The following is a 15,936-nucleotide window of genomic DNA, read 5'->3' on the forward strand; positions in this document are numbered from 1 at the left end:
AGGAGTTCCGGCCCGCCGCCGCGACAACCCCGTCCAGGAGATCGAGGTGTCTCATGGCCGTTCTGAGGAAGTCCGCACTGGTGGTGACCGTGGTCCTGACCGCGGCGGTCGCCACGGCACCACCCGCGTCCGCCTACCCCCTCCCGGGCCGGGTCACCGGTGACATCAGCGTGCACGACCCGAGCGTGGTCAAGCGCCCCAACGGCAGCTACCTGGTGGCGCACACCGGCACCGGCATCGCGCTCAAGACCTCCACCGACCGGATCGCGTTCCGCAACGCGGGTTCGGTGTTCCCCGGTGGTGCGTCGTGGACCACCCCGTACACCAACGGCGACCGCAACCTCTGGGCGCCGGACCTGTCCTACCGCAACGGTCTGCACTGGCTGTACTACTCGGCTTCGACGTTCGGCTCGAACCGGTCGGCGATCTTCCTCGCCACCAGTCCGAGCGGTGACTCCGGCACCTGGACCCACCGCGGGCTGGTCGTCGAGTCGCGGACGTCGGACGACTTCAACGCCATCGACCCGGACCTCGTCGTGGACGACCAGGGCCGCTGGTGGCTGAGCTTCGGCTCGTTCTGGTCCGGGATCAAGATGGTCGCGCTCAACCCGTCCACCGGCCTGCGGTCCGACTCGGCCCTGCGTTCGCTCGCGGGCAGGAACGGCGGTCCGATCGAGGCCCCGAACATCGTCAAACGCGGTTCCTACTACTACCTCTTCGTCTCGTTCGACTACTGCTGCCGGGGCGCGTCCAGCACGTACCGGGTGGTGGTCGGCCGTTCCACCAGCGTCACCGGCCCGTACGTCGCGCGCAACGGCACCGCGATGACGTCCGGCGGCGGCACGGAGGTGCTGGCCGGGCAGGGCGGCGTGCACGGAACCGGGCACCAGGACGTCCTCGCCGACGTCGACGGCGACGTCCTCGTCTACCAGTACTACACCGACACCGGTGCGTCACGGCTCGGCATCAACCTGCTGGGCCACGACTCGGCGGGCTGGCCGGTCCTGCGCTAGGGAGAAGACCTTGACCTCGATCATGAACCGGCGCGGCACCGTCCTGGCCGCCGCGGTCGTCCTGTTGAGCGGCACCACTGTCGCCGTGCCGACGGTGGCGTCCGCCGCGGTCGTGGACACCAGCGCCTCGTACGCGTTGGTCAACCGCAACAGCGGCAAGGCGCTGGACGTCTACGACCTGTCCACTGCGGACGGTGCCCGCATCTCCCAGTACGCGCGCAACGACGGCGCGTGGCAGCAGTGGCAGTTCGTCGACTCCGGCGGCGGCTACTACCGGGTGAAGTCCCGGCACAGCGGCAAGGTGCTCGACTTCCCGTCGACCGCGGACCGGGCCGGGCTCGTGCAGACGACCGACGCGGGCCGCACCGGCCAGCAGTTCCGGCTGGCCGACTCGCCGGACGGGCACGTGCGGCTGATCAGTCGCGCGAGCGGGAAGGCGGTCGACGTGCTCGACTTCTCCGCCGCCAACGGCGCGCAGATGATCCAGTGGCCCGACACCGGCGGCACGAACCAGCAGTGGCGGCTGGTGAGGATCGGCGCTCCCGGCAACGTCACCAACCCGATCAAGCGGGGCGGCCCCGACCCGTGGCTGCAGTTCCACAACGGCTACTACTACCTGGCCACCACGACGTGGAACTCCACGGTCACCATGCGCCGCTCCCGCACGCTGGCGGGTCTGTCGAGCGCGGCGGACACCGTCGTGTTCAGCCTGTCCGGCAGGCCCAACGGGTGCTGCAACATGTGGGCGCCGGAGTTCCACCTGCTGGGCGGCCGCTGGTACCTGTACTACGTGGCCGGGCAGAACGTGTCCGACTACAACCCGACCCAGCGCCTGCACGTGCTGGAGAGCGCTGGCACCGACCCGATGGGCCCGTACTCGTTCAAGGCGGACCTGGGCAACACCTGGGAGCTCGACCCGAGCGTCCTGCAGCACAACGGGAAGCTGTACCTGATGGGCAGCGCGATGGACGGCACCCAGAGCCTGACCATCACCCCGCTGTCGAACCCGTACACCACCAGCGGCGCGCGGCGCACCATCTCGCAGCCCACCCTGGCGTGGGAGCGGCAGACCGCACCGGTCAACGAGGGCGCGGAGCCGTTGTACCGCAACGGCCGCACCATGATCGTGTACTCGGCCAGCGCCTGCTGGGGTCCCGACTACAAGCTCGGCCTGCTCACCCTCACCGGGTCCGACCCGCTCAACCGGGCGCACTGGACGAAGTCGCCCGACCCGGTGTTCCAGCGCAACGACGAGCACGGCGTGTTCGGTCCCGGCCACAACGGGTTCTTCAAGTCCCCCGACGGCACCGAGGACTGGATCGTCTACCACGGCAACACGAGCGCGTCGGGCGGCTGCGGCATGGAACGGTCCGCCCGAGCGCAGAAGTTCACCTGGAACGCCGACGGCACCCCGAACTTCGGCGCCCCGGTCCCGCTCGGCGTCCAGGTCCCCGCGCCGTCGGGCGAGCCGGTCGGGTGACCCGGTGACGTGCTAGAGACCCAGGCGCTGCTGTTCGGCCTGCACCACCCGCTGCTCCACCGACACGGCGGAGTCCAGCGCGCTCGCGTGCGAGTGCTTCGTGTCGCTTTCGCGCGCGTAGTGGTCGAACAGCAGGGTCTTGTGGTCGCGGACCTCCTGCACCCGCGCGTCCACGCTGTCCTTGACCAGCAACCGGTGCACGTGGACCTTGCGGACCTGGCCCATCCGGTGGCAGCGGGCGATCGCCTGGTCCTCGGTGCTCGGCTTCCACTGCGGCTCGGTGATGATCACCACGGACGCGGCCTGGATGTTGAGGCCGACACCGCCCGCCTCGATCTGGGCCACCAGCACCGCGTGGTCCTCACATGCCGTGAAGTCGTCCACCATCTGCTGACGGCCCTGCGCCGGCGTCGCGCCGGTCAGGGGGCCGAACACCTGGACGTGGCCCGCGACCGCGTCCAGCACGTCGTGGAAGTACGAGAACACCACGACCTTCCAGCCGTTGTCCCTCGACTCCTCGATGATCTCCAGCAGCCGCTCCAGCTTCGCCGAACCGTCAGGCGTGCCCGGCGCGTAGGCGGCGCGGCGCATCGCCATCAGGTTGCCCTCGCGCACCGCGTCGAGGTACGCGCCCCTGTCCTGCTTGCCGAACTCGACCCAGTCCTCGACCTCGAGCAGCTCCGGCAGCTCCCCCAGCACGTCCTCCTGGTTGCGCCGCAGGTACACCGGTGCGACGACGCGGCGGAAGGCCTTGGCTCCCACCACGGCGTCGGTGGCGCCCGTGCGCGCGGCGACGCTCGGCTGGAGGTAGGCAACCAGGTTGCGGAACTCCTCGACGCGGTTCTCCATCGGCGTGCCGGTGAGGAGCACCGCCCGCTCCGCGCGCTGCACGATCTTGTTGACCGCCTGCGAGCGTTGCGTGTCCGGGTTCTTCACGTAGTGCGCCTCGTCGACCACGACCAGCGTCGGGCGGAACCCCTTCGGCAGCACCAGTTTCGGCAACGTGCCGAACGTCGTCACACCGACGCCGCCCTGCGCCACCCACTCGCCGACCGCTCCGTCGCGGCCCGCGCCGTGCAGCTGGTGCGGCGCGAGGTCGCTGTGCCGGGCGATCTCGTTGACCCAGTTGACGACGACGCTCGCCGGGCAGACCACCAGGAACCCGCGCCGCCCACCGGCGGCGAGGCTCGCCATCACCGCGATGGCCTCGATCGTCTTGCCCAGTCCCATCTCGTCGCCGATGATGACGCGTTTGCGGGCGAGCGCGAACTTCGCCCCGAACACCTGGTAGCCGCGCAGCGACACCTTCAGCAGGCTGGTGTCCAGCGGGGTCGCGTCGACCTCGTGCTCGATCTCCGCCGGGACGAACCCCTTGGCGGCACTGCGATCCGGCACCGCGTCCGCACCGGCGAGGTCGGCGAGGAGCGTGTTGTAGGCGGCCGCGTCGAGCTCGTAGTCGCGCCACAGCGCGCGGTGGTCCAGGTCCGGCACCCTCAGCTGCGTGCCCACCGCGCGCAACGCCGCCACGTCACGGCTGGCGAGCAACGTCTCGAGCCGGCCGAGCGAGTCGAGGGCGGCCTGCCGGTTCCTCGGCAAGGAGAAGAACATCCGCACCCGGCTCCAGGCACGGGACGCGGCGCGCACGTCGGACTCGACCCTGTCCAGCACGTCTCCGAGCGGCTCGCGCAGCGGACCGACGAGCTGGTTCGCCCTGCGCAGCTTGGACAACAGCTGCAGCAGCTCGGTCTGGGCGCCGTCGGCGCGGTCGGGGCTCAGCCGGACCGTCGTGTCGCGCGCGACGCCGTCGGCGACGGCCCGGGCGACCCGCACGATCTCCTCGGCGGACTGCCTGCCGATGCCGGGCACGCCGTCGAGCTGTTCCGGGCGCGCACCGGCGACGTCGGCGACGGTCCGGTACCCGGCGTCCTTCAGCGTGCTCAGCCGCAGGTTCGCCTTGGTGTCGCGGAGCTTGTCCACCGGCATGGCGCGGAGCAGACCTGCCACCAGCGAGTCCCGCACGGCCTGGTACTGCGCGGCGGCGAGCGCGAGCAGCCGAGCCGGTTCCGCGCGCACCCCTGCTGCTTCGGCGCGGAACGCCTCCGCGGCGGCCAGCACCGCGCGAGCGTGCCCACCGATCTTCGACGAGTCGTCCACCCGTGTCCTTCCGTCAGGCGGACCGAGGATACCCAAACCCCTGCCGGGCCCGGGACGACCGGTGTCAGGCCGACCGGGCGAACAGGCCGCCGTCGACCGGGAGGCAGACGCCGTTGACGTAGGCGGCGCGGTCGGAGGCCAGGAACACCGCGGCGTTGGCGACGTCGTGCGGTGATCCCATGCGGCCGGTCGGGCTCGCCGCGTGGCGGGCAGCGATGTCGGTGGTGACCTGACGGGCCACCATGGGGGTGTCGATCAGGCCGGGGAGCACCGCGTTGGCGCGCAGGCCGTCGCGGGCGTGGGTCAGGGCGAGCGAGACGGTCAGCTGGTTCAGGCCGGCCTTGGCCGCGCTGTAGACCGGGTAGACGTAGCCGGTGTCGCGGATCGCGGCCAGCGACGACACGTTGACGATCGCGCCGCGGCCGGCCGCGAGCATGTGCGGGAGGGTGTACCGGCAGGTGAGGTAGGCGCTGGTCAGGTTGACCGCGATGCCGTGGTTCCAGGTGGCGAGGTCGGTGGCGGCGAGTTCACCGATGACCGACGCGCCGACGTTGTTGTGCAGCACGTGCGGCGGCCCCAAGGCCGTCACCACCGCGTCGATCGCGGCGGCGACGTCGGCCTCCACGGTGACGTCGGCGGTGATGGCGAGCGCGGCGCCGCCGGTGGCGGTGATCTCCTTCGCGACCCGTCCGGCCTCGGCCGCGTCGCGGTCCACGGCGGCGACCAGGGCGCCCGCACGGGCGTAGGCCAGTGCCGCGGCCTCGCCGTTGCTCAGGCCCTGGCCGCTGGACCCCGCGCCGAAGACGATCACGACCCGCCCGTCCAGCTCACGTTCGCTCATCGGTCAACGATGACGCCGGCGCGCGCCACGGCCCACCGTCCGGCGACGAGGAACCGCCGGTGCGAATGCTCCGATTGTAGAATCGGGTCATGACGAGCACGGCCCTGTCCGGACTGGTCGACGAGCTCGCCACCGGCCTGTCGCGGTCGGTCGTGGTGAACGACCCGGCCATGCAGATGCTCTACGCCAGCCCGCACTACGGCGACGAGGACCCGGTGCGCATCCGGGCCGTGCTGGACCACGTGGCCGAGCCCGCCGCCCGCGGCCACGTGCTGGCCCAGGGGGTGTCGGCCTGGACCAGGGCCGGGCTGATCCCCGCCAACGAGGCGATCGGCATGCACGCCAGGGTCTGCGTCCCGGTGCGCTGGGAGGGCGCGCTGCTCGGCCTGCTGATGGTGATGGACGCCGACCAGTCGATGACCACCGCCGAGCTCGGCCAGGTCAACGACGCCGCCCAGGACCTGGCGCTGGTGCTGCACGCCGAGACCGGCCGGGTGGCGCCGGCCGGGAGCGACGACGACCAGACCGTGCTCGACCTGGTCGGCCCCGACCCGTCCGTGCGGCGGGCCGCCCAGCAGGCGTTGCACGCGAGCGGCCGCGCCGGCCGGTTCGACGTGGTCACCGCGGTCGAGATCTCGGTCGCGGGCGCCCGCACCACGACGATCCCCCACGTCGAGGTCGCGCTGCGCCACGCGTTGGCCGGTCGCCGGCAGGCCGCACACCTGGTCGCGGTGACCGGCGACAACGCCGTGGTGCTGCTGGGCTCGCCGGAACCGGGCGAGCCGCCGGTCTCGCGGATCACCGGCGTGCTCGACCGCGTCCACGAGTTCGCCCTCGGTCACTTCCGCTGCGTCGCGGGCATCGGCAGCACCGGGGAGGGCCTCAACCACGCCGGCACCTCGCTGCGGCAGGCCGGTCTCGCGCGGCGGGCGGCCGCCCTGGGGTTGCGCGGACCGGTCGTGGGATGGCACGACCTGGGCGTTCTCGGGCCGCTGCTGTCGATCCCGGACACCGCGCTCACCGACGCGGTGCTCCCCGACGAGCTCCACCGCTTGCGCGCCGCGGACACCGACGGCCAGCTCACCGAGACCGTCCGGGCCTACCTCGAGGCGGCGGGCAACGGACCTGTCGCCGCCGAGCGGCTGCACGTCCACAGGACGACGCTCTACTACCGGCTCAGCAGGCTCCGGGACCTGACCGGCCTGGACGTCGTCACCGACGGGCCGACGCGGCTCGCCCTGCACGTCGGGCTCACGCTGGCCGACGTCGTTCGACAATCGGAGCAGACCAGGAGGTGAACTCTCGTCGCCCGGCGGTGGTGGCCCGGACGACGCCGGTCCGAGACTGCTCGGCAGCCGGGCCGACTCGACGAGGAGATCGCCATGCCCACGTTCACCACGAATGACGACGTCACGCTGACCTACCAGGACTCCGGCGGCCCGGGCGGCGGGGTTCCGCTGGTGATGCTGCACGGCTGGGGCCAGACGCAGGCGATGTTCCACCACCAGCTCGGCGGTCTCGGCGACCGGCGGGTGATCACCTTCGACCAGCGCGGGCACGGTCTGTCCGGCAAGCCGCACCACGGTTACCGCATCGCCCGCCTCGCCCAGGACTTCGTCCAGCTGCTCGACCACCTCGGCCTCGACCAGGTCGACGCGCTGGGCTGGTCGATGGGCGCTTCCGTGCTGTGGAGCCACATCGACAACCACGGCACCTCCCGGCTGCGGCGCCTGGTGGTCGTCGACCAGCCCGCCGCGGTCGCCGCCGTGCCGTGGATGTCGGCCGCCGAGCAGACCGAGTCGGGCGCGATCTTCGACGTGGGCGGGCTGCTCGCGCTCAACGGCGACCTCCACGGACCGGACGGCGCGACGGTCCGCGAGGCGTTCGTGCGGTCGATGTTCTCCGGCGACACCGCCCCCGAGGTGTGGGAATTCGTCGCGAACGAGATCACCGCCACCCCGGCGTACGCGGCGGTGCCGCTGCTGTTCGACCACTGCGCACAGGACTGGCGCGACGTGCTGCCCCGCATCGACGTCCCGGCCCTCGTCCTCGGCTGCGACGGCAGCCACGTCAGCCCCGACTCCCAGCGCTACATCGCCGACCGGATCCCCGGCGCCGAACTGCACGTCTTCCCCACCACCGAGGCCAGTTCCCACTTCGTGTTCCTGGAGAACCCGGCGGCGTTCAACACGGTCCTCGACAAGTTCCTCAGCTGAGGAGGACGCGCTACAGCATCGGCACCTGTGCCCGTAGTGGCGCAGGTGCTCCTCGTTGGCGGCGTCCCCGCCGGGGAGGTTGGAGCTCTGCCGCAGGGGAACGGTGACCTCGGCGGCGTCGGCGAGGGTGGTCAACCGCACCAGCAGGAGGTTCCACAGGTAGATGAAGCAGAGGGTGGACAGGCCGGCCGTGGTTCCACTGGCGCTGGGGAACACGGCGTCGCCGGACGGGATGCCGGTGTCCAGCACGGCGTCGGCCACGTCGCCCAGCTCGGCGAAGAACCTCGCGGGGGCGTTGTCCACGTGGGGCCTGGACACGACCGCGACGACGAAAGCGCCACGCTGCTCGAGTTCGCGGGCGGTCTCGACCGGGACCGCGTTGATGCCCGAGTTGGAGAAGAGGACGGCGACGTCGCCCGGCCGGACCCCGGCCTGCGCCGTCAGCGTCGCGGCCAGCCCGGAGACCCGCTCGAGCTGAGTGCTGGCCTGACCGCTCTGCAACGGCAGCAGTCCGGGGTGGAACAGCGGGCGCACGCAGGCCAGTCCTCCGGCGCGGTAGAAGCTCTCCAGCACCGCGGCCAGACCGTGTCCGGTGGCCGCGGTGTGCACCAGCCGTCCGGTGCGGACGACGTCGAGGAGCCGGTGGGCCACCGCGTCGAGGGTGGCGGCGTTGCGCTCTTCGAGCAGGCGGAGGTGTTCCCGCACCGCGGCACCGAAGTCGTCGACGAAATCCATGGTCACTCCCCCGCTCGGACGGCTGCCCCCACCACCCCACGCATGGTCTAGACCAAATTGCGGGTCAGTCCGTCCCGTCGCGCACGTCCTGCCCCCGCTCGGCGAACGCCTTGAAGTCCTGCATGTGCCGCAACGACTGCTTGCGGAACGCGCCGGGCATCAGGAGCCCGACCACCCGCATCAGCACGCCGCTGAACCGGTACTCGTTCTCGCTCTCCCAGAGCGTCGAGTGAGGACCGGCCTCGCTCAGCCGTTCGCGCGCGGCACTCCACATGCCCTCGCCGACGATCTCGCGCTCGTAGTGGACGACGCCGCCCTTCGGAATCCCGTGCAGGTCCACCGGTTCCCGGCGCGTGATGGTCTCGGTGGCCTCCATCTTCTGCTTGCCCGTCTCCAGCACGACTCGCGACGTCGTGCCGACGTGACCGTGCGTGCCGCTGATCGGCTCGTGCACCACCAAACCGCGCAACCACTTCGGCAGCTGCGCCGGGTCCGCCAGCAACGGGGCCACCTTCTCCAGCGGTTGATCGATCTGGATCGAGACTGTGTACTTCACGGCGGCGCTCCGGATTCTCGAGTGGACGAACGCACGCTAGACCACCGGTCTCACCTGTACCGGTCGACGAGTGCTTTGCCGATCAACGCCAGTTCGTCACGCACGCCCGGAGGGCCGGTCACCTCGACCCAGTCGACCAGCCCGGCCAGTTCCCCGGCGACCAGGTGCTCGTCGTGGCCCCGGATCACGACCTCGACGCGCTCGTCGGCCGTGGGACCTCCCACCTCGAGCCGGCCGCCGAACGCCAGCCGGAGCACCCGTGTCCCGTGCGGCGCGCACACCGCCCGGACCTCGAGCGGCGTCCGCCTGCGGTCGACCTCGTCGGCGATCGCGCGCCAGCTCGCGGCGAGGTCGAAGTCCCCGGGACGGTGCACGGGATCACCGGTCGGCTCGACGGACGACACGCGATCGATCCGGAACGTCCTGCGTCCCGCCTCGGTGCCGGCCACCAGGTACCACGACGACCCCTTGGCGACGATGCCCAGCGGGTGGACGGTCCTCTCGCTCCCGAGCCCTTCGCGGTCGACGTAACCGAGCCGCACCTGGACCCCGTGGATCACCGCGTCCTGCAGCGCGTCGAGGAAACGGGGCGGCCGGTGCTCGGCCCGGCTCGCCCCCCAGTTCCGCGGGTCCACGACCAACGACGACGCCGCTGCCTCCGCCTGCGCTCGGAAGGGCTCCGGCAGGGCCTGTACGAGCTTGCGCAGAGCGGCCTTCACGGCCGGCGTCACGACCGAGGCCGGACCGGCGACCGAGAACAGCGCGCGGGCCTCCCCCGCGGTCAGCCCGGACAGGTCCGTGCGGGCACCGCCCACGAGCCTCCAGCCGCCGCCCCGCCCCTGCGTGGAGTACACGGGCACCCCGGCCACGGCCAGGGCGTCCAGATCGCGGCGGGCGGTGCGCTCGGACACCTCCAGCTCCCGCGCGACCTCCGCCGCCGTCACCTGCTCACGCCGTTGCAGGAGGAGGAGAACGGCCACCAGCCGATCGGTTCGCACGCCGACAAGATTTCCACGGAAAGCGGTCAGGAGATGACCGGTTTCGGTCTGCAAGATCACCCCATGACCTCACCCGCGTTCCCCGAACCCGCCCTCGTCGCCGTCAACGGCGTGGAGCTCGAAGTCTTCGAAGCAGGCCGGCACAACGCCGGAAACCCCGTCGTGCTCTGCCACGGCTGGCCCGAGCACGCCTTCACCTGGCGCCACCAGATGCCCGCCCTCGCCGCGGCGGGCTACCACGTCATCGCCCCGAACCAGCGCGGCTACGGCAACTCGTCCCGCCCCGCCGAGGTGACCGCCTACGACATCGAACACCTGTCGGGCGACCTCGTCGCCCTGCTCGACCACCACGGCTACGACGACGCCACCTTCGTCGGTCACGACTGGGGCGCGATGGTCGTGTGGGGACTGACCCTGCTGCACCCCGGACGCGTGAACAAGGTGATCAACCTCAGCCTGCCCTACCCCGAACGCGGGGACAGGCCCTGGATCGAGTTCCTGGAGGACGTGCTCGGCCCCGACTCCTACTTCGTCCACTTCAACCGGCAGCCAGGCGTCGCAGACGCCGTCTTCGAGGAGAACACGGCGCGGTTCCTGCGCAACCTGTACCGGAAGAACGTGCCGCCGAGTGAGCCGCGGCCGGGCATGGCGTTCCTCGAACTCGCCAGGGCGGACTCACCGCTCGGCGAGCCCGTGATGAGCGACGAAGAACTGGCCGTCTTCGTGTCCGCCTTCGAGTCGTCGGGCTTCACGGGCGGCATCAACTGGTACCGCAACCTCGACCGCAACTGGCACCTGCTGGCGGACGTGGACCCGGTCATCCGGCAGCCCACGCTCATGATCTACGGCGAACGGGACGCCGTCGCCAGGTCCGAGGACCTGGCGAAGTTCGTGCCGAACGCGGAGGTGGTCACCCTGGACTGCGGTCACTGGATCCAGCAGGAGAAGCCGGAGGACACCACGAAGGCCATCCTCAGCTGGCTGGAACAGCAGGAGACCGCCTAGGGGTCATGGCCCCGCTCCCCCGCCCAACCGGGCCGCCTCGTCGACCTCGTCCCGGTCGCCGAGCAGCTCCCAGCGTTGAAGGGCGAGCGGAACGTTGCCCTCACGCCACAAGCGGCCGTGGAACGACGCGAGGCTGAACGACCCCTGGGCAGCGCACGCGGCGAGGAGGTTCTGGATCTGCGTCTTCCCGATCTGGTAGCTCATGCCCTGCCCCGGGTTGCCCGCGAAGTACACCGCCTCCTCCCACGCCGTCCCGCGGTCCACCGGTACGGCCGAGGCGAGGCGGTCAGCGGCCTGCTCGATGGTCATCGAGCCCAGGGCGAGGCCGATGTCCACTTCGACGCGCAGGGCGCGCAGGCGCATCGCGTTGACTAGGAACAGCTCGCTGTGCGGGGCGTCGGCGAACAGGCCAGCCCGCAGCAGGATCTCCTCGTGGTGGAACGCGATTCCCTCGTTGGGAGCGGAGTCGTAGTAGTGCCTGCGGACGGGGTCCGGGTGGCGCCACGACAACGCCAGCTGCCAGGCGTGGGCGCCTTCGTGCGCGATGCCGACGCGTGGGTCGGCGGCCTCGGCCCGGGCGAAGTACGGCAGGTCCGGGCGCGGGGCCGGGAGGTAGCGCACGGCGTCCTCGTCCGGCGAGGACGGGGTGGACGTGTGGTGTTCGACGCCCAGCCAGGTCAGTGGTTCGAGGTGGGCGGGAGTCGCCGCGTTGCGATAGCGGCGGAGGTCGTCGGGGAGGTCGAGGATGCCGCGCTCGCGGCAGAACTCGCGCACGGCCTGCTCGTCCTCGTGCTGCCGCGCGATCTGCGCCGCCACCGTCGGCAGCAGTCGCGGGGCTGGACGGCCTGCGGCACGGAGCACCTGCTCCTCGGCGACGGCGCGGGTGTGCTCGCGCCGCCCGATGGCGAGCAGTTCGTCCACCGGGTGCGGCAGCAGTGCCACTCGATGCGCGAAGAAGCGGAAAGCCTCCGCGCCAGGTGCGGTCGGCGCCGTGAAGCCGGGAAGTCCGGTGGTCAGCCAGGAACGGAAGGAGTCCAGGGCGGCGACCGCGGCTTCGGCGTTCAACGAGAGCGCCGCCATCGCGGACTTCACGGTGTCGCCCGCATCGGCGAGCAGCACCAGTGCCGAACGAGCGAACGGCGCGGCAGCGTGTCCGGCGAGGTTCTCCTCGCCCTGCGCCAGCACATGGGGTACGTGTGCGAGCAGTTCCGCCACGCGCTGCACCGGGACAACGGGCTCCAGCAGGGCGACGAAGATCGGGCCCAGGCTCTGGTCGAGGTAGAAGCACGGGTTGCGTTGCCAGCCGCGCACCAGGTTCAGCTCCCAGTGCACGCGGGCCAGCGCCGATCCGACCAACCTGCCGTTCACCGGTGCGTGCGTGATGTCGGTGCGGTGGAAGCGGTCCGCGAACGACCGCAACGCCGTGAGTCGGGCCGTGACGGCGTCCGGGGACCAGTCCGGCAGCCAGCCGGGCGGGCGTTGCACCCTGGCGAGGTCGTCGTGGGTGTCGGGAGCGGTCGCGCGGCGCCATTCCCAGAACTCGTCGGCCAGGGCTTCGAGCGTCACGCCGTGACCGTCACGTCGTACGTGCGCAGCCACCGGTCGACCTCGACGATCGGCAGCAGCAGGTGCAGGTTGTCCGCCATGGTCATCATCTCCGTCCTGCCCTCGGCGAGCGCCCGCACTTTTGGCACGTCCAGCAGGTCTGCCAGCGGGGAGTCCCCCGACGTCAGCACGGCGTCCAAAGCGGACCGCACCGCCGCACCGTGCGCCGGCGAGAACGTCGCGGGATAGGCACTCTTGCGGCGGTGCAGCACCTCGGAGGGGAGCAGATCGGCCACGGCGGCGCGCAACAGGCTCTTCTCCCTGCCGTCGGCGACCTTCATCTTCCACGGCACGTTCCACACGTACTCGAGCAACGTGTGGTCGCAGAACGGCACACGCACCTCCAGGCCGAGGGCCATGCTCATCCTGTCCTTGCGGTCCAACAGGTACAGGAGAGGTCCCTGCAAGCTCAGGTGCAGCACCTCGCGCATGCGCGCCTGCAGACCGGACTCACCGGGCAGCCGCGGCACGCGCGCCAGCATGGTGGCGTACCTGTCGCGTTCGTCGTCGTCCGGGCGCAGGCGTGCCCGCACGTCGGGGGCCAGGCAGTCGGTGAGTCGCGGGGCGGCGCCCAGCCAGGGGAACGTCTCACCCCAGACCGTGTCGCGGGAGAAGAACCAGGGGTAGCCGCCGAACACCTCGTCCGCGGCCTCACCGGACAGGGCGACCGTGGACCGCTCGCGGACGGCCTGGAACAGCAGGTACATCGAGGCGTCGAACTGGCCTAGGCTCGGGGTGTCCCGCGCGGCGAGCGCCTCCGGGACGACGCCGGCGAGATCCGCGGGATCGAGCGTGATCGCGGTGTGGTCGACCCGGAGGTACTCGGCCGCCGCCAGCGCGAACGGTGTGTCGCGTTCCGGGCGCAGTGCCGTGGCGCGGAAGTCGTTGTCCGCGTTCTCGAAGTCCACCGAGAACGAGCGCAGGCCGCGCGGGCGGTGCACGGACGCGAGCGCGGTGATGGCGCTCGAGTCGAGACCACCGGACAGCAGCGTGCACAGCGGCACGTCCGCGACCAGTTGGTGCACCACGACTTCTTCGAGGATGTCGCGGACGTTGCGCACGGTCGTCTGCTGGTCGTGGGTGTGCTCGTGGCTGACCAGGCGCCAGTACGGCGTCTCGTGCACACCGCTGCGGTCCACCCGGACCAGGTGGCCCGGCTGCACCTGGCGCAGGTCGGTGAACGGCGTCTCCCACGGCATGGCCAGCCTGGGGTTGAACAGGATCGGGAGCTTGTCCTCGCTCGTGCGCGCGGTGAAACGCGGGTTCGCGAGCACCGCCTTCGGCTCGGAGCCGAACAGCACACCACCGGGGAAGGCGTGGTAGTACAGGGGCTTCACGCCGAGCCGGTCGCGGACGAGCAGCAGCTCCTCCTTGCGGGAGTCCCAGATCGCGAACGCGTACATGCCCGCGAGGCGGTCGACGAGTCCCGCACCCCATTCGAGGTAAGCGTGCAGCACGACCTCGGTGTCGGAGGAGGTCTCGAAGCGGTGCCCCAGTCCCATAAGCCGCACGCGCAGCTCGCGGAAGTTGTAGACCTCACCGCTGTAGGACAGCACCACGGGCGCGTCCTGCCCGCCCTGGTGGGCGATCATCGGCTGCTTGCCGCCCTCGATGTCCACCACGGCGAGGCGCCGATGCCCCAACGCCACGTGCGGCCCCACCCAGACACCGTCGGAGTCCGGGCCACGACGGAACAGCGACGCCGTCATCGCCTCGATGGTCCGCCGTTGCGAGGTGAGGTCGCGGGTGAAGTCGACCCAGCCGGTGATGCCGCACATCAGATGCCTCCGTGGTGGACGGGGACGACGTTCCCGCCGCCGGTGGGCAGACCGGCCAGGAACCCGTCGAGGTGAACCAGCCGCTGCCCGTGGACGCCGGGGGTCTCCCAGCGCAGATCGGTCCTCGGTGGACGCTGCTCGTCGAAGAAGTGGACCGCCTCGAACCCGGCGGTCAGCACCGGGTTCGCCACCAGGAAGTCCCGCACCGGCGGGCGGTCCCGCCGGACGTGCAGCAGCAGCCGCTTGTAGGCGAAGTGGTTGGCGGGCAACGACACCTCGGGGCGCATCTTGCGCTTGAACTGGAAGATGCCCTTGCTGAGGAACGGCTCGGAGCCGGAGAGGTCGACGAGGTCGAACCCGTTCGCCGACGCCCATTGGAGGATCAACACGTACAACGCCATGTAGGTGCCCACCTGGTAGGGCTCCTCGCCGCCGGCCGCGACACCGGCCAGCCGGAGCACCAGCGTCCGTCCCTCCACCCTGCACAACATGCCGGCGACCCGCTCGCCGGACTCGCACAGGAAGAACAGCTTCCCCCTGCGGAACAGGCACTCCAGCGCGCTGCGCCGCGACTCCGAGCGCATCGCGTCGCCGTGCCTGTTCACCATCGTCGGCCGGTGCATCTCGTCGTAGAACGAGTGGAAGTCGGACTCGCCGGCAGCGACCTCCAGCGTGCGTTCGCGGGACCTGAGCTCGCGGGCGTGCTGCTGACGGGCCTTGCGGGCGAGCCTGGCCGGCACCTCGGCGGGATCAGGTCCGACCGGAACGCCGAGGACGATGCGGAACGGCAACGCCAGCGCGTGCTCCGGCACGGCGACGTCGTGCAGGTGCCCGACGAGGAGCAGGTCCGCCTCCGGTGCGGCGCTGCCGTCCGCCAGCTCCCGCCACGTGGTGCGGCGGGTGCTCTGCCGCGACGCCGAGCCACGGCGTTGTTCCAGGAACGGCAACACGTGCGTGAGCCCGTGCCGCAGACCCCCGTAGGCGATGGTCGGGCCGTCGGAGCCCACGGAGACGGTCAGCTCCGGAACCACGACAGCGGCCGTGTCGACGAGCCGGTGTGCGCGCACCAGCCACGGTGAGGAGCTGTTGTTCCACGCGTACCGCAGGTTCGCCGGAATCACCCGGCCTCCACCACGTTCCCCGGCTTCAGCCCGTACCCGTCCGGCGCGGCGGCGAGGGTCGCCGCGTCCTGGCTCACCACCCTGTTGTCCCCGTCGACGAACACCACGCTGGGCTTGACGCCGGCGGCGTCCGCTTCCGCGACGCTCGCGTAGGCGATGATGATCACCAGGTCGCCGTGCTGGACGAGACGGGCGGCGGCGCCGTTCACACCGATGATCCCGGTGCCGCGCGGACCCTCGATGACGTAGGTCTCGAGCCGGCTGCCGTTGTTGATGTCCACGAGGTGGATCAGTTCACCCGGCAGCAGGTCGGCCGCGTCCATGAGGTCGGCGTCGATGGTGAGCGAGCCGACGTAGTTCAGGTCGCACTGGGTGATGGTGGCCCGGTGGATCTTGGACTTGAGCATCGTCCGGAACATGCGCTTTTTGCCTCT

At 71.1% G+C, this 15,936-nt stretch carries 13 protein-coding genes and 1 pseudogene; 5 read left to right on the forward strand and 9 right to left on the reverse strand.

The annotated features are described in order from the left end of the window. The first annotated feature begins 53 nt into the window (after window positions 1–53). A complete protein-coding gene (locus IE307_RS20240) occupies window positions 54–1,013 on the forward strand; it encodes an arabinan endo-1,5-alpha-L-arabinosidase (RefSeq protein ID WP_191299708.1) in 960 nt (319 codons plus the stop codon). A 10-nt stretch (window positions 1,014–1,023) separates the two neighbouring features. Further along, complete coding sequence (locus tag IE307_RS20245; RefSeq protein ID WP_229904903.1) at window positions 1,024–2,493, forward strand: family 43 glycosylhydrolase; 1,470 nt, start codon at window positions 1,024–1,026, stop codon at window positions 2,491–2,493. A 12-nt stretch (window positions 2,494–2,505) separates the two neighbouring features. Here IE307_RS20245 and IE307_RS20250 read toward each other — a convergent pair whose 3' ends face one another. Both IE307_RS20250 and IE307_RS20255 read right to left on the reverse strand, forming a co-directional pair. Beyond that, window positions 2,506–4,647 carry a DEAD/DEAH box helicase gene (locus tag IE307_RS20250; protein ID WP_191299710.1) on the reverse strand — a complete coding sequence of 714 codons (2,142 nt, stop codon included), beginning with the start codon at window positions 4,645–4,647 and terminating at the stop codon, window positions 2,506–2,508. Window positions 4,648–4,711: 64 nt separating this feature from the next. Further along, entirely contained in the window at window positions 4,712–5,488 is a 777-nt protein-coding gene (locus tag IE307_RS20255) for an SDR family NAD(P)-dependent oxidoreductase (RefSeq protein ID WP_191299712.1), read from the reverse strand. Window positions 5,489–5,577: 89 nt separating this feature from the next. Between IE307_RS20255 and IE307_RS20260 the strand changes: the two genes are divergently transcribed. Together IE307_RS20260 and IE307_RS20265 are read left to right on the forward strand one after the other, a co-directional pair. Then, the gene (locus tag IE307_RS20260; protein WP_191299714.1) at window positions 5,578–6,786 is read left to right on the forward strand and encodes a PucR family transcriptional regulator; all 1,209 of its coding nucleotides are present in this window, start codon (window positions 5,578–5,580) and stop codon (window positions 6,784–6,786) included. 84 nt (window positions 6,787–6,870) lie between these two features. Next, complete coding sequence (locus IE307_RS20265) at window positions 6,871–7,704, forward strand: alpha/beta fold hydrolase (RefSeq protein ID WP_191299716.1); 834 nt, start codon at window positions 6,871–6,873, stop codon at window positions 7,702–7,704. Window positions 7,705–7,782: 78 nt separating this feature from the next. Here IE307_RS20265 and IE307_RS20270 read toward each other — a convergent pair. The 3 genes and pseudogenes from IE307_RS20270 to IE307_RS20280 form a co-directional block, all read right to left on the reverse strand. Then, a pseudogene (locus IE307_RS20270) lies at window positions 7,783–8,439 on the reverse strand (sugar isomerase domain-containing protein); the annotation flags it as partial. Between the two features lie 64 nt (window positions 8,440–8,503). Further along, complete coding sequence (locus IE307_RS20275) at window positions 8,504–8,995, reverse strand: SRPBCC family protein (protein ID WP_191299719.1); 492 nt, start codon at window positions 8,993–8,995, stop codon at window positions 8,504–8,506. 50 nt (window positions 8,996–9,045) lie between these two features. Beyond that, the gene (locus IE307_RS20280; protein WP_191299721.1) at window positions 9,046–9,993 is read right to left on the reverse strand and encodes a helix-turn-helix transcriptional regulator; all 948 of its coding nucleotides are present in this window, start codon (window positions 9,991–9,993) and stop codon (window positions 9,046–9,048) included. Window positions 9,994–10,056: 63 nt separating this feature from the next. Here IE307_RS20280 and IE307_RS20285 point away from each other — a divergent pair, with 63 nt between their 5' ends. Continuing rightward, window positions 10,057–10,998, forward strand: a complete 942-nt coding sequence (locus IE307_RS20285) for an alpha/beta fold hydrolase (protein ID WP_229904904.1) — start codon at window positions 10,057–10,059, stop codon at window positions 10,996–10,998. Between the two features lie 3 nt (window positions 10,999–11,001). Here the strand turns inward: IE307_RS20285 and IE307_RS20290 are convergent, their stop codons facing one another. From IE307_RS20290 to panD, 4 genes are read right to left on the reverse strand one after another with little or no spacing between them, the layout of a single operon-like run. Further along, window positions 11,002–12,564, reverse strand: coding sequence for a DUF885 family protein (locus tag IE307_RS20290; RefSeq protein WP_191299725.1), 1,563 nt, complete (start codon window positions 12,562–12,564; stop codon window positions 11,002–11,004). Next, window positions 12,561–14,381, reverse strand: coding sequence for an asparagine synthase (glutamine-hydrolyzing) (gene asnB, locus IE307_RS20295; RefSeq protein ID WP_191299727.1), 1,821 nt, complete (start codon window positions 14,379–14,381; stop codon window positions 12,561–12,563). The genes IE307_RS20290 and asnB overlap by 4 nt, the downstream gene beginning before the upstream one ends. Further along, on the reverse strand, window positions 14,381–15,502 hold the full coding sequence (locus IE307_RS20300; RefSeq protein ID WP_191299729.1) for a GNAT family N-acetyltransferase: 1,122 nt from the start codon (window positions 15,500–15,502) through the stop codon (window positions 14,381–14,383). Before IE307_RS20300 ends, asnB begins: the two co-directional genes overlap by 1 nt. Next, window positions 15,499–15,921: an aspartate 1-decarboxylase gene (panD, locus tag IE307_RS20305; RefSeq protein ID WP_191299731.1), complete on the reverse strand. Its 423-nt coding sequence runs from the start codon at window positions 15,919–15,921 to the stop codon at window positions 15,499–15,501. Before panD ends, IE307_RS20300 begins: the two co-directional genes overlap by 4 nt. Window positions 15,922–15,936 lie beyond the last annotated feature (15 nt).

It is taken from the genome of Lentzea cavernae (assembly GCF_014653695.1).
Taxonomy (GTDB): Bacteria; Actinomycetota; Actinomycetes; order Mycobacteriales; family Pseudonocardiaceae; genus Lentzea; species Lentzea cavernae.